This is a genomic window from Pantoea ananatis PA13 (genome assembly GCF_000233595.1).
GTDB lineage: Bacteria > Pseudomonadota > Gammaproteobacteria > Enterobacterales > Enterobacteriaceae > Pantoea > Pantoea ananatis.
This window is the reverse complement of record NC_017554.1, coordinates 558610-579990: the sequence shown is the minus strand read 5'-3', so window position 1 is coordinate 579990 and position 21381 is coordinate 558610. Positions and strand designations below refer to the sequence as shown.

Sequence of the window (21381 nt, the reverse complement as noted above, 5' to 3'; positions counted from 1 at the left end):
CCTCTTAGCGTTTAGCCATCATTTCATCTACGATCTCACCCAGCCGTTGCAGCCTGGGGACGGAGACATCCCGCAACATCAGGTCGGTATCCGGTAAGCCAATGACGGAAGACCAGACGGCTCGCCCGGCCAGGAAGCCCGATGCGCCCGCCTGCATCGCCACCCGCACGGCGCGCGGGAATAATTTTTCATCAATGCCGGACGAGAGAATGACCCACGGCATCGCGATCCGATCGTTGAGCTTTTGCGCGGCCGCCAGCAGATCCGACTGTGTACCTTTGCCGTACAGGGGCATTTCCACCTTGTAGAGATCCGCGCCGCTGTTGCCCAATTCTGTGGCCGCGTCCAGGATCGCCTGCTCGCGATCAAAGCGATCGCCACGGCGCGGTGGCCTGACTACCGGTTCGATAATGCTGAGCAGGCCATGGCGGTGGCAGCGGGTGTTGAAGGCCTTAACTATGTCGAGACGTTGCTGCGGATCTTCATCGCTGCGCCACAGCACCAGCAGCTTCAGCGCCTTCGCGCCGTCACGCTTCATCGCCACCGGATCGACGTTGTTATCGATCGCCACGCTGTCCACCGGAATGCCATTGCCCGGAATGAATTCATCCGCCGCGACGATAAGGCCGCAGCCGGGGGCAACCGCTTGCCGTTCGACGATGTGCGGGAAACAAAACTGTTGATCAATCAGGATCGCCGAGGCATAGGGCGATAACACGCTGGCGGCATTGACTTTAAACTCGGTCAGCACGCGATCGCTGACGGGTAGTGACGCGCCAGCGGCCGCGAACATCAAACGCATGGCCTCACGCTGATCGACTGCGAGCATGGCGAAACCACCTGAAGGTCGGGTGATGTCTTTAAGGGTGTAATGAGTCATGCTTCTTTCCTCTGAATTAAGCGTCACACTGTGTGGGGAGAAATGAGGCCCGCGCTGGCGCGAACATGTTCAAGGATGGCGGTCCAGTCCTCGCGTCCGCGTCCGGCAGCGCGGGCCTGGTTGTAAACTTCACGTGAGGCAGCCCCGAGCGGCATCGGTACATGCAGCTGGTTGGCAACATCCAGCGCAATCCCCAGGTCCTTATGCGCCAGATCGATCATGAAGGCCGGTGAGCGATCCCCTTTCAGTACCTTGTCAGGCCAGGTCGTGGTGAAATGCCCTTTGCCCGCAGGCGTGCCGTTCATCACCTGCAACGCCACGTCAAACGACAGCCCCAGACCTTCACACAGCACCGCCGCTTCCGCCGAGAGGGCATTCAGGGCGATGCTCATGTAGTTGTTGATCAGCTTGACGCGAATCCCCATACCGGGGCCGCCTGCCACGACCAGCTCATTGCCCATCGCCATAAGCACGGGTTTTGCTCGTGCAACCTGTTGCGGCGTGCCGCCTGCCAGTAGCAGCAGTGAACCGGCTATCGCATGGTCTGACGTGCGGCCGACGGGCACGTCCATCATGCTGAAACCGCGAGCGGCCATCTCACAGATCAGCCGATCGGTTTGCAGCGGATGGATCGTGGACATATCAATCACCAGCGCAGTGGATGCCAGCGTGCTACACACACCTTTGTCGCCAAGCAGTACGGAACGCACTAACTCGCCGTTGGGCAGCATGGTGATAACAAACTCGGCCCCGGTTGCCGCCTCCGCAGCAGAAACGCTCGCCCGGGCGCCCTTATCAACCAGACGCGCGACGGCCTGAGGATCCACATCAAAGACGTTGAGCTGATGGCCCTGCTTCAGCAGATTGCTCGCCATCGGCGCGCCCATTTGTCCCAATCCAATAAACGCAATTACCGACATACCGCTCTCCCAACCCCGTTATTGTCATATTTTGTCATTAAAGACGACTTTTACTGTCTGTTTTAGATCATATTTGTAATTTATGGTCAAAAAATTGACAGGTGTCACTTTTAAAACATTTGATGAAATTAAAATGACAACACCAACAAAATGTGAGGAAGCGTTATGACGCGTATTGCTTGTGTAGGGATCACCGTATTAGATCGCATTTGGTATCTGGATACCTTGCCGTCTCAGAGCGGAAAATATGTGGCAAACAACTATCGGGAAGTCGGCGGTGGTCCGGCTGCTACAGCGGCCGTTGCCGCAGCTAAACTGGGTGCAGAGGTGGATTTTATTGGTCGGGTTGGTGACGATGACACAGGGAAGAGACTGCTGTCTGAGTTAAATGAGTACGGCGTAAAGACCCGATATACTAAGGTTTTTGAGGCCGCCCGCTCTTCACAATCCGCGATTCTGGTGGATGCCGAGGGGGAACGGATGATTGCCAACTACCCTAGCCCGGACTTAGCAGAATGCGCAGACTGGCTAACAGAGATCGACTTCTCACAATGGGATGCGGTGCTGGCAGATGTTCGCTGGCACCAGGGTGCCAAGTGCGCGTTTACCCTGGCCCGCCAACAGGGCGTTCCCACCATTCTGGATGGGGATGTGACCCCGCAGGACATTGGGGAGCTGGTGGCGTTAAGCGATCATGCGGCATTTTCAGCGCCGGGTTTACAGCGCTTAACCGGGCTGGAGGGGGAAACGGCGGCGTTAAAAAAAGCACAAATGCTCACAAATGGTCATGTCTATGTTACCCAGGGCGCTCAGGGCTGCGTCTGGCTGGACGCCGGCACGCTCCAGCATCAGCCCGCCTTTGAGGTACAGGTCGTCGATACCACCGGCGCGGGCGACGTCTTCCACGGGGGGCTGGCCGTGAAACTGGCGCAGAAGGGCTCTGTCACAGAGGCCGTGCGCTTTGCCAGTGCGGTCGCGGCGCTAAAATGTACGCGACCGGGCGGGCGAGACGGGATCCCTGATTATGATCAAACCTGTTCTTTTATGTCGGTAAATGTATAAACTGTGTGCCATGGTGGTATTCAGAGAACAATCCATGATCCTCTCGGACGTAACCGGTAATCCTCGCCACGATCGTTTGCTCAGGCTGATCGCTGAACGTGGCTACATGAATATTGATGAACTCGCCTTGCTGCTCGACGTTTCCACACAAACGGTCAGGCGCGATATTCGTAAACTCAGCGATCAGGGATTAATCACGCGTCATCATGGTGGTGCGGGCCGTGCATCCAGCGTAGTGAATACCGCTTTTGAACAGCGCGAAGTCTCACAGACTGAAGAAAAACGTGCGATTGCGGAAGCCATTGCGGACTATATTCCCGATGGATCAACGGTATTTATCACTATTGGCACTACGGTTGAACACGTCGCCCGGGCGCTGGCAAATCATAAACATCTGCGCGTTATCACCAACAGCCTTCGTGTCGCCCATATTCTGTACAAATGCCCACAGTTTGAAGTGATGGTGCCCGGCGGCACGCTGCGTCCCCACAACGGTGGCATTATTGGCCCGGTCACGTCCGCGTTTGTGGCCGGTTTTCGGGCAGATTATCTGGTTACCAGCATGGGCGCCATTGAGAGCGATGGGGCGCTACTGGAATTTGATGTTAACGAGGCCGCCGTGGCGCAAACCATGATGGCGCATGCGCGTCATATTTTGTTAGCGGCAGACCACACCAAGTTTCAGGCATCGGCAGCGGTAGAAATGGGCAGCGTTACCCAGGCGACCGCCCTGTTTACAGATCGGTTGCCGGCAACGGCGTTGCAGAACGTACTTAAAGCACATCAGGTGGAAATCATTCAGGCGACGCCAGGCGGCGATGAAGAGCCCTGAGCAATTAACCCCGGCAAGCCGGGGTTATCGGTAAAATTAGCGGAACTTCTTGTGGTTTTCGTTACGGATAGCCGCCAGCTTCTGCGCTTCTGCTTTGGCTTCATCCAGTTTACCCTGCTTAGCCAGCGCATCCGCTTTATCAATCTGGGCGATCAGGTCATCCATACCTTTGTGAAAGTCTTTCATTTCCGGGCTGTCCGAGGCTTTGCCTTCCAGCTTGTCCGGCGTGCCTTTTTTGGCATCCTCAGCTTTAGCACGCAAATCACCTAACATCTTGTGCAACTGGTCGGCGCTTTTCGCCCCGTCCAGTGACTTATAGATACCCGACATATCTTTCATATCGTGCTCAAGAGAGGCAGCACCGGCGGTCACGCTCACGGATAACACGGCTACAGCTAACAACGACATAAGCTCTTTACGCATGCTCAGCTTCCTTTTTATTGTGGGAATGCTTTTTATAAAAAAAAACGGAGGGTCGATGCCCTCCGCTTGCTATCGCATAAACAACTTAAAAGAGATTTTACTGTCCGGCAATATACATTTCGGGGAGTAAGACCGAACCGCACTGAATATTACTACGGGTTTCAATGTCATCGCCCACGGTGACAATGTTCCGCCACATGTCGCCTAAGTTACCGGCGATAGTAATTTCGCTTACCGGATACTGGATTTCCCCGTTTTCTACCCAGAAACCGGCTGCGCCACGTGAGTAGTCGCCCGTGATCGCACTGACGCCCTGCCCCATCAGTTCTGTCACCACCAGGCCGGTGCCCATCTGCTTCAGCATAGCGTCGAAGCTGTGCCCCTGACCGGCGATGCGCCAGTTGTGGATACCGCCCGCGTGGCCGGTGCTGGTCAGGCCCAGCTTGCGCGCCGAATAGCTGGTCATCAGCCAGGTTTGCAGCACGCCATCTTTGATAATGTCGCGAGCCTGGGTGCGAACGCCTTCGCTGTCAAACGGCGTTGACGCTAAACCTTTCAACAGGTGCGGCTGCTCCTGAATGGTCAGCCACTCAGGCAGAATCTGTTTGCCCATGGCATCCAGCAAGAAGGTGGATTTCCGATACACGCTGCTACCGCTGATGGCGCCCACCAGGTGACCGAACAGACCCGTTGCCACTTCGGGGGCAAAGATCACCGGCGCTTTCATGGTGTCGAGCTTGCGTGGCGCAAGACGCGACAGCGTTCGGCGCGCGCATTCTGCGCCGACCCAGTCCGGGCTTTTTAAATCGTCGATTGCCCGGCCGATGGTGTAAGCATAGTCACGCTCCATATTGCCGTCCTGCTCAGCAATCACGCAGCTGGAAAGCGAATGGCGGCTGGAGCAGTAGCTCTGTAACATGCCGTGGCTGTTGCCGAAGACTTTAATCCCGATGTGGCTGTTAAAGCTGCCGCCTTCGGTGTTGGTGATGCGTTTGTCCGCCTGCAGCGCCGCCTGTTCTGCCTGGGCCGCCAGTTTGATGGCGTGATCGGCATCGATCTCCCACGGATGGTAAAGATCGAGATCCGGAGCCTCATAAGCCAGTAATTCTGCATCCGCCGGTCCGGCAAAAGGATCGGGTGACGTATAGCGTGCAATATCGATCGCCGCCTGCACAGTCCGTTTGATCGCGTCTGGGCTGAGATCGGTCGATGAAGCACTGCCTTTACGGTTTTGATGATAAACGGTAATACCCAGTGCGCCGTCGCTGTTGAACTCAACGTTTTCTACCTCGCCGTAGCGGGTACTCACACCAATACCGGTCGTCTTGCTCACCGCGACTTCCGCGCCATCCGTACTTGCTTTTGCCAGTTCAAGCGCCTGTGCAATTGCCTGTTCCAGTGCTGTTCGCTGTTCTGCAACTTGAGTTGATACGTTCATCGACCTGCCGTCTAATCTTATGGTTGAATAATTTGAGTCTATCAGAGTCAGAGAACAATTTCGCAGTCACCCGATAAACTGGTAGGATTAGCCTCTTTTTTTTGGAGCCAGATATGACTAAGCAGCCTGATGAGTGGCTCGATGATGTACCCGATAATCACGAAGAAGAAGATGAAGAGATTATTTGGGTTAGTAAGAGCGAAATAAAACGTGATGCTGAAGAGCTGAAACGCCTGGGTGCCGAGCTGGTCGATCTGGGTAAAAACTCTCTGGATAAAATTCCGCTGGACGAGCGTTTACGTAACGAGATTGAACTGGCACAGCGCATCAAGAAAGAAGGTCGCCGCCGTCAGTTACAGCTTATCGGTAAACTGTTGCGCAGTATGGATGTTGAGCCGATCCGCATCGCACTCGACAAACTCAAGAACCGTCACAACCAGCAGGTCGCCCTGTTCCATAAACTGGAAATGCTGCGCGATCGTCTGATTGATGAGGGTGATGAGGCGATGGCGGACGTGATCGCCCTTTATCCGCAGGCCGATCGCCAGCAGCTGCGTAGCATGATCCGTAATGCGCAGAAGGAAAAAGCCGGTAACAAACCGCCAAAATCTGCCCGTCAGATTTTTCAGTATCTGCGTGAGTTAGCCGAAACCGTCTGACCTTTCCGCTGATTTGCGGCTGAGCAGCGCCCAGCCGCAGGGTTTTCTTCTCCCGTCTGAGGGAGAGGAACGGGTCCGCTAGTGATCAGCGCGCCAGACGATCCAGCAGCTTCTGATGAATCCCACCAAAGCCCCCGTTACTCATGACCAGGATGGAATCGCCCGGCTGGGCCGTTTTCGCGATCGTCTCTACCAGCGTATCGATATCCGCGCTGCAGTGAGCGGGCTGCATGCAGGCTTCTGCGACGTCCGCGACCTGCCACGGAATATGGCTCGGCTGGAACAGGAACACTTCGTCTGCGCGCGCCAGCGACGGTGCCAGCTCATTTTTATTCACGCCCATTTTCATGGTGTTTGAACGCGGCTCCAGCACCGCCAGAATGCGCGCGGTGCCGCCCACTTTACTGCGCAGTGCGCTCAGCGTGGCCAGAATCGCCGTCGGGTGGTGGGCAAAATCATCATAGATCTTGATGCCGTTGACCTCACCGCGCAGCTCAAGACGGCGACGGGCATTAATAAAGCTGTCCAGCGCCTGGCTTGCGTCCTCAGGTTTTACGCCGACATGGCGCGCTGCCGCAATCGCCATCAGGCCATTGTGCATGTTGTGCTCGCCGACCAGTCCCCAGTTCACCTCGCCCACTTTTTCACCCGCCAGCAGCACTTCCCAGCGGGAGGCATCCGGCGTCAGCTTCTTCGCCTGCCAGTGACCGCCGTCGCCCACATGCTCCTGTTCGCTCCAGCAGCCCATTGCCATCACCTGCTTCAGGTTATGATCGTGCTCTGGCAGCAGGATCTTGCCCTGACCCGGCACAATGCGTACCAGATGATGAAACTGTTTCTGGATGGCCCGCAGATCGTCAAAAATATCGGCATGATCGAATTCAAGATTATTCAGAATCAGCGTACGTGGGCAGTAATGGACGAATTTCGAGCGCTTGTCGAAAAACGCGCAGTCGTATTCATCAGCCTCAATGACGAAGAATGGGCTTTTTCCTAATTTTGCAGAAACATCGAAGTTACCGGGTACGCCACCAATAATAAAGCCAGGTTCCAGGCCGCAGGCTTCCAGAATCCACGCTGCCATGCCTGCTGTGGTGGTTTTACCGTGCGTGCCCGCCACGGCCAGCACCCAGCGATCGCGCAGCACAAAATCGTGCAGCCATTGGGGGCCAGAGAGGTAAGGAATGTTGCGTTCCAGTACCGCTTCCACGCAGGGGTTCCCGCGCGTCATGGCGTTGCCAATAATGACCAGGTCCGGTACGGGCTCAAGCTGGCTCGCATCGTAACCTTCTGTTAATTCAATGCCTTGCTGCTCAAGCAACGTGCTCATCGGTGGATAGACATTGGCGTCAGAGCCTGTCACCTGATGACCAAGGGAGCGGGCCAGCATAGCCAGTCCGCCCATAAAAGTGCCACATATCCCGAGGATGTGAATGCGCATAACGAGGTCCATAACTCAAAAGTTCGGCGCACAGTGTAACCTCGCTTGCACACGGAAGAAACGGATTAGGACTATGGTTTTTAAAGTTCAATCGGCTAAACTGCGTACGCATCCACGGGCAGTTAAGTATGCCGCTGCCACTCCATCGATGATTCAGGGAATGTGTTATGAAAACGTTGGGCGAATTTATCGTCGAGAAGCAACACGACTTTCCGCACGCCACAGGTGAACTTACGGCACTTATCTCAGCCATTAAGCTGGGTGCTAAAATTATTCACCGTGATATCAACAAAGCCGGCTTAGTCGATATTCTTGGTGCCAGCGGCGTTGAGAATGTTCAGGGTGAACAGCAGATGAAACTGGATCTGTTCGCCAACGAAAAACTCAAAGCCGCACTGAAAGCACGCGGCATTGTTGCCGGTATCGCTTCTGAAGAAGAAGATGAGTTTGTTATCTTTGAAGGCGAGGAAAACGGAAAATACGTCGTATTGATGGACCCGCTCGACGGTTCGTCGAACATCGATGTTAACGTCTCCGTCGGCACCATTTTCTCCATCTATCGCCGCGTCAGCGAGCCGGGTACGCCAGTTGTCGAAGCCGACTTCATGCAGCCAGGCAACAAACAGGTTGCCGCCGGTTACGTCGTTTATGGCTCATCCACCATGATGGTGTACACCACCGGCTGTGGCGTCCATGCGTTTACCTATGATCCCTCTCTGGGCGTGTTCTGCCTCAGCCATGAACGCATGACCTATCCGGAAGTGGGTTACACCTATTCCATTAACGAAGGTAACTACATTCGTTTCCCACAGGGCGTGAAAAAGTACCTGAAATTCTGTCAGGAAGAGGATGTGGCGACTCACCGTCCTTACACATCACGCTATATCGGCTCTCTGGTCGCGGATTTTCACCGTAACCTGCTGAAGGGCGGTATTTATCTTTATCCCAGCACCGCCAGCCATCCAAAAGGCAAGCTGCGCCTGCTGTATGAGTGCAACCCAATGGCTTTCCTGGCGGAGCAGGCCGGCGGTAAAGCCAGCGACGGTCAGAACCGTATCCTGGATATTCCCCCGGTCACGCTGCACCAACGCTGTCCGTTCTACTGCGGTAACACCGCCATGGTTGACGATGTAGAGCGTTTCCTGGCTGAATTCCCCGAGTGCCGTCAGGGCTAAACATCAAGGGCGCGCGTGACGCGCCCTTTTTGCGTTACGACTGCTGCAGCCTGAACTGCGCCATCGCCGCCTGGAGCTGCTCGGATTGCGACTCCAGTGAATGGGTCGCCGCCGTTGCCTGTTCTACCAGCGCCGCGTTCTGCTGCGCCGCTTCATCCATCTGCGTGACCGCGTGATTCACCTGATCGATTCCCCGGCTCTGCTCTTCTGACGCCATGGAAATCTCTTTCATCAGGGCCGTAACCCGCATAACTTCAGCGGCAATCTCATCCATTGTTTCACCCGCACGCGTCGCCATTTCACTGCCCTCTTTGACGCGCGTTTGTGAATCACCGATCAGCGTACGGATCTCTTTCGCCGCACTGGCACTGCGCTGTGCCAGCGTACGAACCTCGTTGGCGACCACGGCAAATCCGCGCCCCTGCTCTCCGGCACGTGCCGCTTCCACCGCCGCGTTCAGTGCCAGGATATTGGTCTGGAAAGCAATGCCGTCAATGACGCTCAGGATATCGCCGATACGGTTAGCGCTGTCGGTGATTTCATGCATTTTTTCCATAACATAATTCACCACCTCTGCGCCGCGATCGGCACTGTCAGACACGGCGTTAGCCAGCTGATGGGCCTGCTGGGCATTGCTGGCGTTAAGACGGACCGTTGCAGTTAGCTGCTCCATGCTGGCCGCCGTTTGCTCCAGCGATGCCGCTGACTCTTCGGTACGTTGGGAAAGATGGACATTGCCGGCGGCCAGTTCACGGCTACCGATATCAATTTTCAGGCCGGCTTCGCGCACCTGATTAACCGATTCGCGCAACGCATGCTGCATGCCCGCCAGCGCATTGTTCAGGCGCCCCAACTCATTATTGCCCGCCAGCGGCAACGTCTGGGACAAATCGCCCGCCGCAATCTGCTCAAGATGGATGATCGCGTTGTTTAGCGGAATCAGCAGCATGCGGCGCAACAGCACCCAGGCCAGCACCAGCAGCAACAACGAGAGTCCGACGGCCACGGCTATCAGCACTTTCATCATGATTTCATTGCGCTGGGCTTCAACTAATTGCGCCTGGGTAATCTCATCGGCTTTTTTACCGAAGGTTTCTACCGCTTTGCTGTATTTCGCCGAAAGCGGCTCCAGCTTGCCTTCCAGCAGTTGGTAGTATTCATCGTTGTACTGTTTATCCAGCGCCTTCATCATTGGCAGGATGCCCTGATCGAGGTAGTCCTTATAGCTGGATGCGATGGCATCGGCCATAATTTTCCCTTCAGCGGTCACGGTACCGGCATCGACAAATCGCTTAAGATTCTGCTGCGATGCCGCGACATCAGCCTGCGCCGTTTTGGTGACCTGCGCGCCCTCATCCAGTAAACCAATCTCAATTTTACGCACCGCCAGCGCAGCACTGGCCCGTGCGCGCATTAAATCGGCATTACTTTGATACAAGCTGTTTAACTCGATTCCCTGAATGCGGTTGATCACATCCAAAGAACGGTTACCTTTATTAATGGCCACAATGCCCATCACACTCACCGCCAACAGCAGCAGTGTCATGAATGCCAGCAACGCCAGCAACCCCGTGCGTAGTGATAACTGTTTCATCTTGATCGTTTCCGTATGAGTAGTAAAAGGCGAAAAAAATTTCGACAACCCTTAAACGGAGAAAGTATCGGCACTGCGATTCGTAAACTTTAACGCCAGTGAATGATTAACCCATTCATTACCGCTAATCTGTTAATGAATCTGAAGGTATTGTGTTAAAAAAACAAAAGAGGAAATCCATGAAAAGAGGATGGGTGTTGCTGTTACTCTTAAGCTGCAACGCAGCAGTTGCGGAGCAGTCCACTATTGATGTCACATTAAATCAATGCCTTAATCAAGCTGATACCACGTTGGCCTTGATGCAATGCCAGGATGCGGCGACCCAGGAATGGGATAAGGAAATGAACACGCAGTACAATGCATTGATGAAAAAATTAAGCGGACAGCCCAGAGAAAAACTGCGTGCCGCACAGCGCGCATGGATGAAATACCGTGAGGCATGGTTAGCGGCGAGCCGCAGCCAACTGAATACGCAGGGCACCCTTGGTCCCGTTGCGCTGGCGGCGCAGAGTACAGCCCTGGTACGCAATCAAACGTTACAACTGCAATCTTTGGCCAATGGCAGTTGCGCTAACCCCGACGATTGTTGATTAATGTCAGTCCGTTGTTGGCTTTTTGCCAATGTTGTCTTTTACCTGCAGGGAAAAATCATGGCTGCTTATGCCTCTACGCTGATATTAATCGGCCTTGCCATACTGAGCTATTTTGTCCACAACACCGCCGTCATCCTTTCTATATTGATTCTGCTGGCCATCAAACTGACCCCGTTGGCGCAGTTCTTCCCTTACGTGGAAAAACAGGGCATTACGATAGGCATTATCATCCTTACGGTGGCGGTCATGGCCCCGCTCGCCAGCGGTTCGTTGCCCGCCTCCTCCCTGATCAAGTCCTTTGCCAGTTGGCAATCCATTGTGGCGGTGCTGGTGGGTATTTTTGTCGCCTGGCTGGGCGGCCGTGGCGTCAGCTATATGAGCGTGCAACCTTCGGTCATTGGCGGGTTGTTGATGGGCACGGTGATTGGTGTGGCGTTTTTCCGCGGCGTCCCGGTAGGGCCATTGATTGCTGCGGGCATTGTTTCCCTGTTCATCACGGCCAAATAGCGTCGAGGAGCATTCCGAAACGCCAAAAAGGGGGCGTACTTTCACAGTCAGTTGGCTATAATAGCCAACACTCAACACACGACGACTGAAGGAATTCCCGATGAGTTTGAACCAGGTGCCAGCAGGTAAAGACCTGCCAGAAGATATCTACGTAATTATTGAGATCCCGGCCAATGCCGATCCGATCAAATATGAAGTTGATAAAGATTCTGGAGCCCTGTTTGTAGATCGCTTCATGTCCACTGCGATGTTCTATCCGTGCAACTATGGTTACATCAACCATACCCTGTCACTGGATGGCGATCCGGTAGACGTGCTGGTCCCTACCCAGTACCCACTGGAGCCAGGCTCAGTGATCCGTTGCCGCCCGGTTGGCGTATTAAAAATGACCGACGAGTCAGGTGAAGATGCCAAGCTGGTTGCCGTTCCGCATACCAAGCTCACCAAAGAATACGATCACATTAAAGATGTGAACGACCTGCCAGAGCTGCTGCGTGCGCAGATCACCCATTTCTTTGAGCACTACAAAGATCTGGAAAAAGGCAAATGGGTTAAGGTTGACGGCTGGGATAACGCTGAAGCAGCGAAAGCTGAGATCATCTCTTCTTTCGAGCGTGCGGCGAAGAAATAAATCCCCTTGCGCTGAAACGCCCTACCGTTTTCAGCACAGGACAAAAGGCAAACGACGTTTTCCTTTGTCATACATACAGGCCCTGCTACGGGCCTGCATTTTTTTGTCGTTATTATGTTGCTTCGTTGCGGGCTGGCCGCCTGTTAGTGCTGGCATCCCTTTAATGTGAAATCGACGGTTAAACGATCGCGATACTTATACAGGTCATAGTCCTGATTATGAGCAATGCGTTCTCCATGGCACATCGACATGACCACATCCTCATGGCTTACCGTAATATCGTCCTGTATGGGAACCCTGAGAAGACACGATAATGAGGCAGGCTGGAGAGTCGCCTGAAAACAGGAATAAAAGGGTTCATCAAGATCATGAACCCTTTTATCTGAATGGCATTCAGCTTAACTGGCTGGTGAGTCCAACGAATTAATCGCTTTCCTGCTCCTCTTCACGTTTCAGCCAGTCGCCGCTCATAATGCGCTGACGTCCTGAAACTGAACGTTGATAAACATAAAGCCACGCGCTCCCAAACGGCGTCTGAATCAGAAAACGTTTGTATTCTCCGCCTTTGGTGCGAAGCGCATCTAACTCGGCGAGGATGGAGGCATCAATTCGGTATACTTCGCAATATACCGTTCCTTCGCCAGTAATCACGCCGGGATAGTGACCCAGACTGTAAAGCTCATAGCCCTCAATCTGATGGTCACCCAACCATTGCGCGTGTGTCATCCAGTGACTGTTTCCCTGTTTGCGCCGTAAACTGCCATAGACAATTATTCGCATTGCTAAAACTCAAACTGATAAAGCAAATCAAGAGCCTGATCCACACCGGACACGGCTTCCAAATAGAGTTTGGGCATCAGGCGGTAACGCAAGGTTAACGTTGCCAGTGAATCAAAAATGCCCACTCCGTATTTTACTTGTAGACCCGGCAGTACATAGCCGCTGACCTGCACCTGTTGACTGTCGCCAACGCCGGTGGTGTCGAGAGCAAGGTTACTTACACCGAACGTCTCGCCGATTTTACCCACAACCTGCCCACTTTGTGCAACCCCTAAGCCGACTAACGCCGAAGTTAGTGCGTTACCGTCACCGTCGCTTTTCAGTCCCTGACCCCGTAACAGGTATGAAAGGGCTTCCTGCTGTGACATCGCCGGATCGGAGAACACTTCTACTTTTGGCTCGTCTGCCAGCCCCGTGACGCGCAACCCTGCGGTGACGCCATCCTCTGTTGCATCCGGATTACGAATCGCCTCCAGGTTGAGATAAGGCTGGTCTGGCGGGCCTGCAAACTGCAGTTCACCTTTGCGTACGATCAAGTCCTGACCATAGGCATGGAAACGGCCGGATGGAATGTTGATCTGTCCATTAAGCCCCAGTCCGGATTTATCCTGCACCATTTTCAGATCGCCATTGAGCCGGGCTTTTAGTCCAAAGGCCGACAGACGTACGTCGTTTCCGACGTGAATGGTCAGGTTACTGTTAATCGGTATTGAGGCGGTTTTAGGCTCAATCGGTTTGAGGTTCTTATCCAGCATCACCTCGTCAGAGGAGACGCCCACGGCGCTCTCTGGCACCTCTTGTACCGTGATGCGCGCCCATGGGATATCCACCCGGCCGTCAAGGTTAAAGGCGGCTGGCGTAGCCTCAAAGACCACATCCGGGGAAACGTCCATGCGCACCATGGGCGGCACGGTGACGCGAACCCGACTGCCTTTAGCGGCAACGCGCGCACGCCAGTTATCCAACTGACTCCAGTCCGCATCACCACTCAGGTTAATGTTGCCCTGTGCGGTCTGGAGCAGGCCATTCAGCGTCGAACTCATGCCGTTAAACACCATATTCAGGCTGGCACTGGTAAGATCCACCGGCATGAAGTTGCCTTTTACATTCACATCTTTGAGGCCGAGTTGACCAAAAATCTGCGGCTGCTGTGCTGTTCCTCCCAGACGCAGATTACTGTTCAGATTGCCTTTGATGCTTTCGCCCTGCATCAACGCCGGGTTGATCATTGCCAGGGAGATGTTGCGGATATTCACGTTGCCGCCCAGCGTACGGCGCTGCTGCGGATCGGTAATCTGCACATTGCCGTCCAGTTGACCGTTATTCACGATGCGAATCAGCCAGTCGAGCTGAGCCCGTCCGTCCCGCAGTGCCGCATTAACGTTAATCGTGTTAAAGGCGATGGGCAGCGTATTGCCCTGCACATCCTGCGCGACTTTCACGTTGTTACTCTTCAGCGCCAGCGTGCCGACGGGCAGTTTACCCTCCGCCGTCCAGTTGACGCGGGCATCACCGCTGAACACGCCGCTCAGCTGCGTTTGATCGGTCAGGAAGGGTTTCAACATTGCCAGATCGAAGCGGTTTAACACCACGTGAGCATGACCACTGGGGCCGGCTTCAATGGGCTCTGGCACACAAAGCTGTGCATTGGGGTTTTGCCAGCAGTGGGGGCCGATCGTCGCGCTCTGTTTCTGATTAAAATAGTCAATGGTCATCGCACGCGTCAGTCGCCATTCACCCACCGGCGTGTCAAAACGCGTATTATTAAGGCTGCCTTTCCACGTCTCTGTCTGACGGTCAAAGCTGCCGTTGAGCGCAAGCTGTCCTGATACCGGCTCACCCTGTACGTTGAGTTTGAGCTGGTGCTGCTTTTCATCACCCTCGGCATTGAGCGTCAGCAGGCTGATGTTGAGTGCATCCTGTTTTAGCTGTTCAACCCGCAATTGAAGTTTACCGGCGATCTGATCGCTGGAGCGCACGTCGCTTTTCAGGGTGATGCGGCGGACAAGCAGTTGCTGCCAGCGTAAACCCGTGGCGGTAAGATCGGCCAGCAACTGTGGCGCTTTCAGCGTACCGCGTGCTTTGATATCCCCTTTCACCACGCCGCCCAGGCCTGGAAGTGCATTATCAAGACGGGGCGCATCAACGTTGGCATCCAGGTTCAGGCTATCTGCCAGACTGCCTTTTATCTCCAGGTGATTGCGTCCCAGCGCTATTTTGATGCCGGGGATATCCCATTGGTTGTAGCTGTTGCCCCTTAAGGTCCCCTCTGCGCTGACCGCATTCTGCTTAACGTTACCTTTTAGCATCAGTTGCGGTACGCTGACCTGCCAGCTGCCGCCATACAGGCTGCCGCGCGTGGTAATGTTGCCGTTCAGCTTTGCCGGCCAGTCAGGATACTGGCGTGCGGTATTGATGCCGTCCAGCGTCAACTCACTGCGCCAGCTGATCGCTTTGCTCCAGTCCACCAGCGCTGTCAGATCAACGTTGCCCTGTAACACCGCCACACGCAGCTTATCCAGACTGAACTGCTGAACGTTGCCTTTCCCCTCCAGGGCGACCGTCGCAGGCGGCACCGACTCCCCTTTGACCGACGTACGGAGCGACATGACATAGTCAGTCGCCTTGCCGTTGAACTGGTAGTGAAGATCGTCGGCCTGATACTGAACCGGCCCGGTCAGGGGCCAGCGTAACTGCGGACTGGTCAGGTTGAGCGCCAGCGGAAGCCCAATAACGGCGGGCTGGGCGCTGGCATCGAGCTGCGCGCGCACCGGGCCTGAAAGCGTTAGCGCCAGTTTCAACTCGTCGCGCATCGCGCCTTTTACTGTCAGATTTAGCTTTTCGCCTTTCACCGGATCAACGTTCACGTCACCGTTTAGCGCCAAATCAACGGGCCAGTTGTCGGCCAGCGTCGCCTGACCGCTGCCGTTCAGCTTGCCCAGGTTTGAATCCACCGCCAGCGTTTGCAACTGCATATGCCGGTCGAGGGTTTTTGCCTTCACCTGCAATCGGCTCACCGTAATATCGGTATCCCCAGTAATCCGCAACTGCTCGCCCACAATGTCCTGTACATCAATGTCCAGCGGAAGCTGAAAGTCGGGCAGTTCAGGCAACAGCGGTTTGGCAAACATCGCCTGTAAGGTTTCGCCCAGCGGCTTCTCGTCGGGCTTCGGCTGCTGTATTTTGGGCTGCACCACCTGCTCTTTTGCCACCTGCGCCGCTTTCGGCAGCGCAATCAGCAGGCTTTGAATATGGGTGGGATTGAGCGTCAGCGCACGATCCTGCCACTGCAGGCCGGTGGTAAAATCCACCAGCGAAATAGCGGTATCATCCACTTTCACGTTTATATTGTGCAGGCCCACGTGGCGCAGGGCGATCGGATAGGGCGTGCTGAGGTTTGTCTTGCCGCTTTCTTCTTCCGGCGGCGCGGTGGAGGGCGTCATCTTTTTGCTGTCGACCACCACGCTGATATCCTTCAGCGTAAGATCGTTCACACAAACAGACGAGTGCAGCAGGCAGTTAAGATCCACGGCCAGATGGATATTGCCCGCGTTAACGCTGATGCCAGGCATCTCATAGCGCAATCCACTGAGGGTAAGATTACGCCAGCCACCGTCCACTTTGTTGATGGATAGCCCCGGCACCCAGCGCGTAGCGCCCTTCAGCACCAGATGTAATCCCGGCGTTGTACCAATCAAAAATGCCAGGCCGGCAAACAGCAGCACTAAAAAAATCAAAAAGCCAATCAGGACCTTTTTCCAGCGCGTCATAATTCAGGCCCCAATCCTACGTAAAATTGCACACCATGCTCCTCGCTGTCGCCAATAGGGCGGGCAATATCAAACTTAATGGGCCCCACGGGTGATGCCCAGCGTACGCCGATACCGGCACCGGTTTTGATATTGCTTTGACTGATGTCATTAACGGCCTCACCGGAGTCAATAAACACCGCACCCCACCATTTGCCGCTGACGTTGTATTGATATTCCAGCGAACCGGTGGCCATTTTCGAGGCCCCGGTCAGTTTGCCGTCACTGTCACGGGGCGAAACGTTTTTGTATTTATAACCGCGAATGCTGCGATCCCCGCCGGCGAAGAAACGCAGGTCCGGCGGCACCCTGTCGAAGTCGTTGGTTTCAATCCATCCCACCGTGCCGCGCGCGATAAAGCGGTTCTTTTCGCCCAGTGTGCGGATCCAGACGTTTTGCGCCTGCAGGATCAAGAAATCGACATCCGATCCCCAGGTGGTATCGGACACATCGGCGGAATAACGCTGCGAGTCGCCCCAGGTGGGCATTAAGCCCCCGCGCGAACGGGTGCGGTTGAGACTGACGCCGGGATAGAGCAGCATCGTGGTGTTAGTGACGTTACCCTGTGTAAAGTGGTCCAGGCTCCAGCGCAGATTAAGGGCTCTTTGCCAGCCGCTGCTGCTGTCCCAGTTACGTGATACCGCCAGCGTACTGGTGTCCGCCTTGGTATCGTTGAGGTCGGTGCGCTTCAGGCCGCCCGAGAACGTGTAGTACTGCTCCAGGGGGCTTTTCAGCAAGGGGACTTTATAACTGAGATCGACCTGCTGCTCGGGGGCAGAGACATAGGCACTGGCGACCATGCTGTGACCGCGATCGTTAACCCAGGGCTTTCTCCACGTTCCTTTCAGGCGCGGTCCGACATCGGTTGAATAACCGACACCGGCTTCGATGGTGTTTTTAGCGCGGGGCGATACCACCGCATTCAAAGGCAGGACTTTGGTTTTACGTCCCTGCTTAAACTCAGGCGCAACCACAACTGACTGGAACCAGCCGGTCGCAGAAAGACGGCGGTTAAGCTCAGCCAGATCGCGCGAGCTGTAGTAATCGCCCTCTTTAAAAGGGACTAAATTTTGCAAATAGGCTTCGCGAATCTGCGAACCTTCAAAGCTGACATTGCCAAAACGATAGCGCGGGCCGCTGTTGTAATCGAGATCCCAAAAGGCTTCGTGGCGCGCAACGGAAACGCCCAGCTCGCTTTTCTCAAACTCACCGTCGAAATAGCCGTTACGGAGGGCAAGGTTAGTGAAGCCGCTTTTGAATTTGTCGTACTGCCCGTGATTCAGCACCGTTCCGACTTTGGGGCGCCCCTGCGCGATCCAGTTTTTATAGTCCGCATCGTTTTTAGCCTGGCCGGTGACGATAATCGTACTGCCCGCAATTTTTACCGGCTGACCGGGCGTGACGCGGGCGATTAACACCGGACGGCCGCCCTGAGGTGGCGCAGGCCGGGATACGAAGTCGATATCCGGCTCATAATAGCCAAGCGCACGCAGCCCCTCTTTTATTGCCGCGGATACGCGGGAGCGAAAGCGGCCATCGTTGGTGACTTCATCGCTGCCAATAGTCGACAGGCGTGCCCTGACGTTTTTTTGCAGTTCTCCGGTTAGCCCTTCCAGCTGTAGTCGAACCGGCGCTGCCCCGAAGGCGGGCGCGACGAGTAGTAAACCCGCCATGCAATAAACATAAAATCGTGGCACCTTTACTCCTGTCTGTCATGCCTGCCCCATTCCACAGGGCGCGTGTTAATCCTCGTTACCGATACGATCGCGACGGCAACTCACTCATCATAGCCGCACTTTTTGCTAACTGGCAGTGTACAACGAGTTATAAGTCAAATTGAGCATTATTGTCGGCAAAACCCACTTACGTTACAACGATGTTGTTACGTCGCAGGCGCGATTGCCGTTTGTCCGCCTGACCGGGCGGTTGATGACAGACTGCCCGATGGCCTCACAGGACGCCACCGATTGCCCTCTGGCGGCGGCATCGTCGCTGCTGCTATAATCACCCACCACAGGCATCCCGCCTGTCTTCATTTCTGCCCCGACGCTCACGCATTGTGTTAAATGGGCGCAGACATTTTTGGCACGGATAGCTCCCCTTGCGTCACCAGCACAGGGAATGACCGCCTAAACCGCACGCTGCCCAGGCCAAAAATGACAAGTGAATAACTCTTTGGATCTCATATGCTTGATAGCTTACTTGTCATTCTGCTACTGATCGTAATCAGTGCTTTTTTCTCTCTTTCGGAAATCTCGCTGGCCGCCGCCCGCAAGATTAAGCTGAAACTTCTGGCCGACGAAGGCAACATCAACGCTCAGCGCGTTTTGAAAATGCAGGAAACCCCCGGCATGTTCTTTACCGTGGTGCAAATCGGCCTGAATGCCGTGGCGATCCTCGGTGGTATCGTCGGTGATGCGGCGTTTTCGCCCGCGTTTTCCAGCCTGTTTAACCGCTTTATGTCGCATGAACTTGCCGAACAGCTTAGCTTTATCTGCTCGTTTACCATCGTGACCAGCCTGTTTATTCTGTTTGCCGACCTGACCCCGAAACGCGTCGGTATGATCGCGCCCGAAACCATCGCCCTGCGCATTATCAATCCCATGCGCTTCTGCTTGCTGGTGATGCGGCCGCTGGTGTGGCTGTTCAACGGTCTGGCCAACGTCTTCTTTCGCATTTTTAAACTGCCGATGGTGCGTAAAGACGATATTACCTCTGACGATATTTATGCGGTTGTCGAAGCCGGTGCGCTGGCCGGTGTGCTGCGTAAGCAGGAGCACGAACTCATTGAGAACGTGTTTGAACTGGAGTCGCGTACCGTCCCTTCCTCCATGACCTCACGCGAAAACATTGTCTGGTTCGATCTGCACGAAGATGAAGTCAGCCTGAAAACCAAAATCGCTCAACATCCTCACTCTAAATTCCTGGTCTGTAATGGCGATATTGACCACATTGTGGGCTATGTCGACTCTAAAGAGCTCCTGCTGCGCGTGCTGGGAAATCAGAGCATGGCGCTGAACAGCGGGGTTCAGATCCGATCGGCGCTTATTGTGCCCGATACGCTGACGTTATCTGAGGCGCTGGAAAGCTTTAAGACGGCGGGTGACGATTTTGCGGTCATCATGAACGAGTACGCGCTGGTGGTGGGCATCATTACGCTTAACGACGTCATGACCACGCTGATGGGCGACCTGGTGGGCCAGGGCATGGAAGAGCAAATCGTCGCACGTGACGAAAACTCCTGGCTGGTGGAAGGCGGTACGCCGATAGATGATGTCATGCGCGTGCTGGATATTGATGATTTTCCGCAGTCAGGTAACTACGAAACCATTGGCGGCTTTATGATGTATATGCTGCGCAAAATCCCGAAGCGCACAGACTTTGTGAAGTTTGCCGGTTACAAGTTCGAAGTTGTGGATATCGACAGCTACCGAATTGACCAGCTACTGGTGACGCGGATTGATGAACGCCCGCCGATGCTGAATGTGGCAAAAACCGAAGAGTAGAAACACTAAGGGCGCCAACGGCGCCCTGTTATTTAGTTGAACTCTAGCTTGAGACGAACGACCTGGCGGTTAATTTCTGACATCACGCTCAGGTGCTGTTTGTCTTTGACCCGTGGGATCAGGACTTTACCTTTATCAAACTCGAATGCGCCAACATCCTTGATGTACAACCTTCCTTTAAACAGCGTCTTAACATATTTTGCTATCTGTAGTGGATTATAGCGCTGGAAGATTTTCATAGTGATTAACTCCTTAATTTTTAAGCACGCTTCACCGTTGCCAAATTCGGTACGGATCCATGAAGCGCGAATTCGAGATAAACTATAGAACACTCTGTTTGCTTCGCACGATAAGAAATAAATTTTTTTACCGTTCTGACACAACATTACAGAATACTCTGTTATTTACTTTTCACTATTCAGTATAAACCTTCATTGGTTAAAGAATTGTGTTGTCGATAGCAAAGCTGACAGCTTTTTGAGACAGCCGCATCATCCCTACTTAATATGACAGTGGAATGACTAACTGGTCTGATCACTGGAGAGAATGATGATGCGTGCAACACTGGCAGCACTGGCTTTATCGTTGTTGATTCCCGTTAGCGCGCTGGCGCATAACATTGAGCTGGGCAAACGTGTGCCAGCAGTGGGCGTCAACGACAAAGGCGAGCTGATTTTACAGCAGGAAAAATTCAGTTATAAAAACTGGAACAGCGCTCAGTTGAGCGGAAAAGTCCGCGTAGTACAGCATATTGCCGGGCGCTCATCCGCGAAAGAGATGAACGCGGCGCTGGTTGAAGCTATCAAGGCAGCGAAATTGCCTCACGACCGCTATCAGACCACCACCATTGTTAATACCGATGATGCCATTCCTGGCACCAGCATGTTCGTACGCAGCAGTATTCACAGTAATAAGCAGCAGTATCCCTGGTCGCAGTTTATCGTCGACAGCAATGGCAATGTGCAGCACGCCTGGCAATTACAGCAGGGCGGCTCGGCTATTGTGGTACTGGATAAAACGGGTCAGGTTAAATACGTTAAAGACGGGGCGCTCTCTCAGCAGGAGGTGCAGCAGGTGATGAGCTTATTAAAATCGCTGTTGCAGGACTGAAGGCGGAAAGCGGGAGGGCTG

Annotated in this window: 20 protein-coding genes; 10 read left to right on the top strand and 10 right to left on the bottom strand. The window is 54.3% G+C overall.

The genetic code is table 11. The features are described 5' to 3' along the window. Positions 1 to 4 precede the first annotated feature (4 nt). Together yihT and yihU are read right to left on the bottom strand one after the other, a co-directional pair. Positions 5 to 880: a sulfofructosephosphate aldolase gene (gene yihT / locus PAGR_RS02795; RefSeq protein ID WP_014604915.1), complete on the bottom strand. Its 876-nt coding sequence runs from the start codon at positions 878 to 880 to the stop codon at positions 5 to 7. Between the two features lie 23 nt (positions 881 to 903). Continuing rightward, positions 904 to 1800, bottom strand: coding sequence for a sulfolactaldehyde 3-reductase (gene yihU / locus PAGR_RS02790; RefSeq protein WP_014604914.1), 897 nt, complete (start codon positions 1798 to 1800; stop codon positions 904 to 906). Between the two features lie 165 nt (positions 1801 to 1965). Here yihU and PAGR_RS02785 point away from each other — a divergent pair, with 165 nt between their 5' ends. Continuing rightward, the gene (locus tag PAGR_RS02785) at positions 1966 to 2862 is read left to right on the top strand and encodes a sugar kinase (protein ID WP_013027367.1); all 897 of its coding nucleotides are present in this window, start codon (positions 1966 to 1968) and stop codon (positions 2860 to 2862) included. A 34-nt stretch (positions 2863 to 2896) separates the two neighbouring features. Beyond that, positions 2897 to 3694: a DeoR/GlpR family DNA-binding transcription regulator gene (locus PAGR_RS02780; RefSeq protein WP_141118340.1), complete on the top strand. Its 798-nt coding sequence runs from the start codon at positions 2897 to 2899 to the stop codon at positions 3692 to 3694. A 36-nt stretch (positions 3695 to 3730) separates the two neighbouring features. Here the strand turns inward: PAGR_RS02780 and cybC are convergent, their stop codons facing one another. Then, positions 3731 to 4117 (bottom strand): cytochrome b562, encoded by a 387-nt coding sequence (cybC, locus tag PAGR_RS02775; protein ID WP_014604912.1) that lies wholly within the window; start codon positions 4115 to 4117, stop codon positions 3731 to 3733. 97 nt (positions 4118 to 4214) lie between these two features. Beyond that, the gene (gene pmbA / locus PAGR_RS02770; RefSeq protein ID WP_013027370.1) at positions 4215 to 5555 is read right to left on the bottom strand and encodes a metalloprotease PmbA; all 1341 of its coding nucleotides are present in this window, start codon (positions 5553 to 5555) and stop codon (positions 4215 to 4217) included. Positions 5556 to 5668: 113 nt separating this feature from the next. Here pmbA and yjgA point away from each other — a divergent pair, with 113 nt between their 5' ends. After that, positions 5669 to 6214, top strand: coding sequence for a ribosome biogenesis factor YjgA (yjgA, locus tag PAGR_RS02765; protein WP_014594709.1), 546 nt, complete (start codon positions 5669 to 5671; stop codon positions 6212 to 6214). 85 nt (positions 6215 to 6299) lie between these two features. Here the strand turns inward: yjgA and mpl are convergent, their stop codons facing one another. Then, entirely contained in the window at positions 6300 to 7655 is a 1356-nt protein-coding gene (mpl, locus tag PAGR_RS02760) for a UDP-N-acetylmuramate:L-alanyl-gamma-D-glutamyl-meso-diaminopimelate ligase (RefSeq protein ID WP_014604911.1), read from the bottom strand. Between the two features lie 167 nt (positions 7656 to 7822). Between mpl and fbp the strand changes: the two genes are divergently transcribed. Next, a complete protein-coding gene (gene fbp / locus PAGR_RS02755) occupies positions 7823 to 8830 on the top strand; it encodes a class 1 fructose-bisphosphatase (protein ID WP_006118345.1) in 1008 nt (335 codons plus the stop codon). Positions 8831 to 8864: 34 nt separating this feature from the next. Here the strand turns inward: fbp and PAGR_RS02750 are convergent, their stop codons facing one another. Continuing rightward, positions 8865 to 10424: a methyl-accepting chemotaxis protein gene (locus tag PAGR_RS02750; RefSeq protein WP_014594710.1), complete on the bottom strand. Its 1560-nt coding sequence runs from the start codon at positions 10422 to 10424 to the stop codon at positions 8865 to 8867. Between the two features lie 179 nt (positions 10425 to 10603). Between PAGR_RS02750 and PAGR_RS02745 the strand changes: the two genes are divergently transcribed. The 3 genes from PAGR_RS02745 (at position 10604) to ppa (ending at position 12155) form a co-directional block, all read left to right on the top strand. Beyond that, positions 10604 to 11014 carry a lysozyme inhibitor LprI family protein gene (locus tag PAGR_RS02745; protein ID WP_014604910.1) on the top strand — a complete coding sequence of 137 codons (411 nt, stop codon included), beginning with the start codon at positions 10604 to 10606 and terminating at the stop codon, positions 11012 to 11014. Positions 11015 to 11074: 60 nt separating this feature from the next. Further along, on the top strand, positions 11075 to 11524 hold the full coding sequence (locus PAGR_RS02740; protein WP_014604909.1) for a DUF441 domain-containing protein: 450 nt from the start codon (positions 11075 to 11077) through the stop codon (positions 11522 to 11524). Between the two features lie 100 nt (positions 11525 to 11624). Continuing rightward, entirely contained in the window at positions 11625 to 12155 is a 531-nt protein-coding gene (ppa, locus tag PAGR_RS02735; protein ID WP_013027376.1) for an inorganic diphosphatase, read from the top strand. Positions 12156 to 12578: 423 nt separating this feature from the next. On the opposite strand, the gene PAGR_RS02730 is transcribed toward ppa, so the two are convergent. From PAGR_RS02730 to tamA, 3 genes are read right to left on the bottom strand one after another with little or no spacing between them, the layout of a single operon-like run. Continuing rightward, positions 12579 to 12935 carry a gamma-glutamylcyclotransferase family protein gene (locus PAGR_RS02730; RefSeq protein ID WP_013027378.1) on the bottom strand — a complete coding sequence of 119 codons (357 nt, stop codon included), beginning with the start codon at positions 12933 to 12935 and terminating at the stop codon, positions 12579 to 12581. A 2-nt stretch (positions 12936 to 12937) separates the two neighbouring features. Then, entirely contained in the window at positions 12938 to 16705 is a 3768-nt protein-coding gene (tamB, locus tag PAGR_RS02725; RefSeq protein ID WP_014604908.1) for an autotransporter assembly complex protein TamB, read from the bottom strand. Then, positions 16702 to 18417, bottom strand: coding sequence for an autotransporter assembly complex protein TamA (gene tamA, locus PAGR_RS02720; protein WP_014594713.1), 1716 nt, complete (start codon positions 18415 to 18417; stop codon positions 16702 to 16704). The genes tamB and tamA overlap by 4 nt, the downstream gene beginning before the upstream one ends. Before the next feature lie 163 nt (positions 18418 to 18580). Here tamA and PAGR_RS23865 point away from each other — a divergent pair, with 163 nt between their 5' ends. Both PAGR_RS23865 and paeA read left to right on the top strand, forming a co-directional pair. Beyond that, a complete protein-coding gene (locus PAGR_RS23865; RefSeq protein ID WP_015699432.1) occupies positions 18581 to 18748 on the top strand; it encodes a hypothetical protein in 168 nt (55 codons plus the stop codon). A 182-nt stretch (positions 18749 to 18930) separates the two neighbouring features. Next, positions 18931 to 20250, top strand: coding sequence for a polyamine export protein PaeA (gene paeA / locus PAGR_RS02715; protein WP_013027381.1), 1320 nt, complete (start codon positions 18931 to 18933; stop codon positions 20248 to 20250). A 32-nt stretch (positions 20251 to 20282) separates the two neighbouring features. On the opposite strand, the gene PAGR_RS02710 is transcribed toward paeA, so the two are convergent. After that, on the bottom strand, positions 20283 to 20489 hold the full coding sequence (locus PAGR_RS02710) for a DUF1107 domain-containing protein (RefSeq protein WP_003855513.1): 207 nt from the start codon (positions 20487 to 20489) through the stop codon (positions 20283 to 20285). 313 nt (positions 20490 to 20802) lie between these two features. Here PAGR_RS02710 and PAGR_RS02705 point away from each other — a divergent pair, with 313 nt between their 5' ends. Beyond that, entirely contained in the window at positions 20803 to 21360 is a 558-nt protein-coding gene (locus tag PAGR_RS02705; RefSeq protein WP_024471139.1) for a YtfJ family protein, read from the top strand. The last annotated feature ends 21 nt before the right edge of the window (positions 21361 to 21381 follow it).

Bases quoted from the DNA above. Each gene is read 5' to 3' on its own strand.
- PAGR_RS02710 (WP_003855513.1), bottom strand. From the start codon at position 20,489: ATGAAAATCTTCCAGCGCTATAATCCACTACAGATAGCAAAATATGTT.
- PAGR_RS02740 (WP_014604909.1), top strand. From the start codon at position 11,075: ATGGCTGCTTATGCCTCTACGCTGATATTAATCGGCCTTGCCATACTG.
- PAGR_RS02780 (WP_141118340.1), top strand. From the start codon at position 2,897: ATGATCCTCTCGGACGTAACCGGTAATCCTCGCCACGATCGTTTGCTC.
- ppa (WP_013027376.1), top strand. From the start codon at position 11,625: ATGAGTTTGAACCAGGTGCCAGCAGGTAAAGACCTGCCAGAAGATATC.
- cybC (WP_014604912.1), bottom strand. From the start codon at position 4,117: ATGCGTAAAGAGCTTATGTCGTTGTTAGCTGTAGCCGTGTTATCCGTG.
- yihT (WP_014604915.1), bottom strand. From the start codon at position 880: ATGACTCATTACACCCTTAAAGACATCACCCGACCTTCAGGTGGTTTC.
- PAGR_RS02785 (WP_013027367.1), top strand. From the start codon at position 1,966: ATGACGCGTATTGCTTGTGTAGGGATCACCGTATTAGATCGCATTTGG.
- tamB (WP_014604908.1), bottom strand. From the start codon at position 16,705: ATGACGCGCTGGAAAAAGGTCCTGATTGGCTTTTTGATTTTTTTAGTG.
- paeA (WP_013027381.1), top strand. From the start codon at position 18,931: ATGCTTGATAGCTTACTTGTCATTCTGCTACTGATCGTAATCAGTGCT.
- PAGR_RS02730 (WP_013027378.1), bottom strand. From the start codon at position 12,935: ATGCGAATAATTGTCTATGGCAGTTTACGGCGCAAACAGGGAAACAGT.
- PAGR_RS02750 (WP_014594710.1), bottom strand. From the start codon at position 10,424: ATGAAACAGTTATCACTACGCACGGGGTTGCTGGCGTTGCTGGCATTC.
- tamA (WP_014594713.1), bottom strand. From the start codon at position 18,417: ATGGCGGGTTTACTACTCGTCGCGCCCGCCTTCGGGGCAGCGCCGGTT.
- pmbA (WP_013027370.1), bottom strand. From the start codon at position 5,555: ATGAACGTATCAACTCAAGTTGCAGAACAGCGAACAGCACTGGAACAG.
- mpl (WP_014604911.1), bottom strand. From the start codon at position 7,655: ATGCGCATTCACATCCTCGGGATATGTGGCACTTTTATGGGCGGACTG.
- fbp (WP_006118345.1), top strand. From the start codon at position 7,823: ATGAAAACGTTGGGCGAATTTATCGTCGAGAAGCAACACGACTTTCCG.
- yihU (WP_014604914.1), bottom strand. From the start codon at position 1,800: ATGTCGGTAATTGCGTTTATTGGATTGGGACAAATGGGCGCGCCGATG.
- PAGR_RS02705 (WP_024471139.1), top strand. From the start codon at position 20,803: ATGCGTGCAACACTGGCAGCACTGGCTTTATCGTTGTTGATTCCCGTT.
- yjgA (WP_014594709.1), top strand. From the start codon at position 5,669: ATGACTAAGCAGCCTGATGAGTGGCTCGATGATGTACCCGATAATCAC.
- PAGR_RS02745 (WP_014604910.1), top strand. From the start codon at position 10,604: ATGAAAAGAGGATGGGTGTTGCTGTTACTCTTAAGCTGCAACGCAGCA.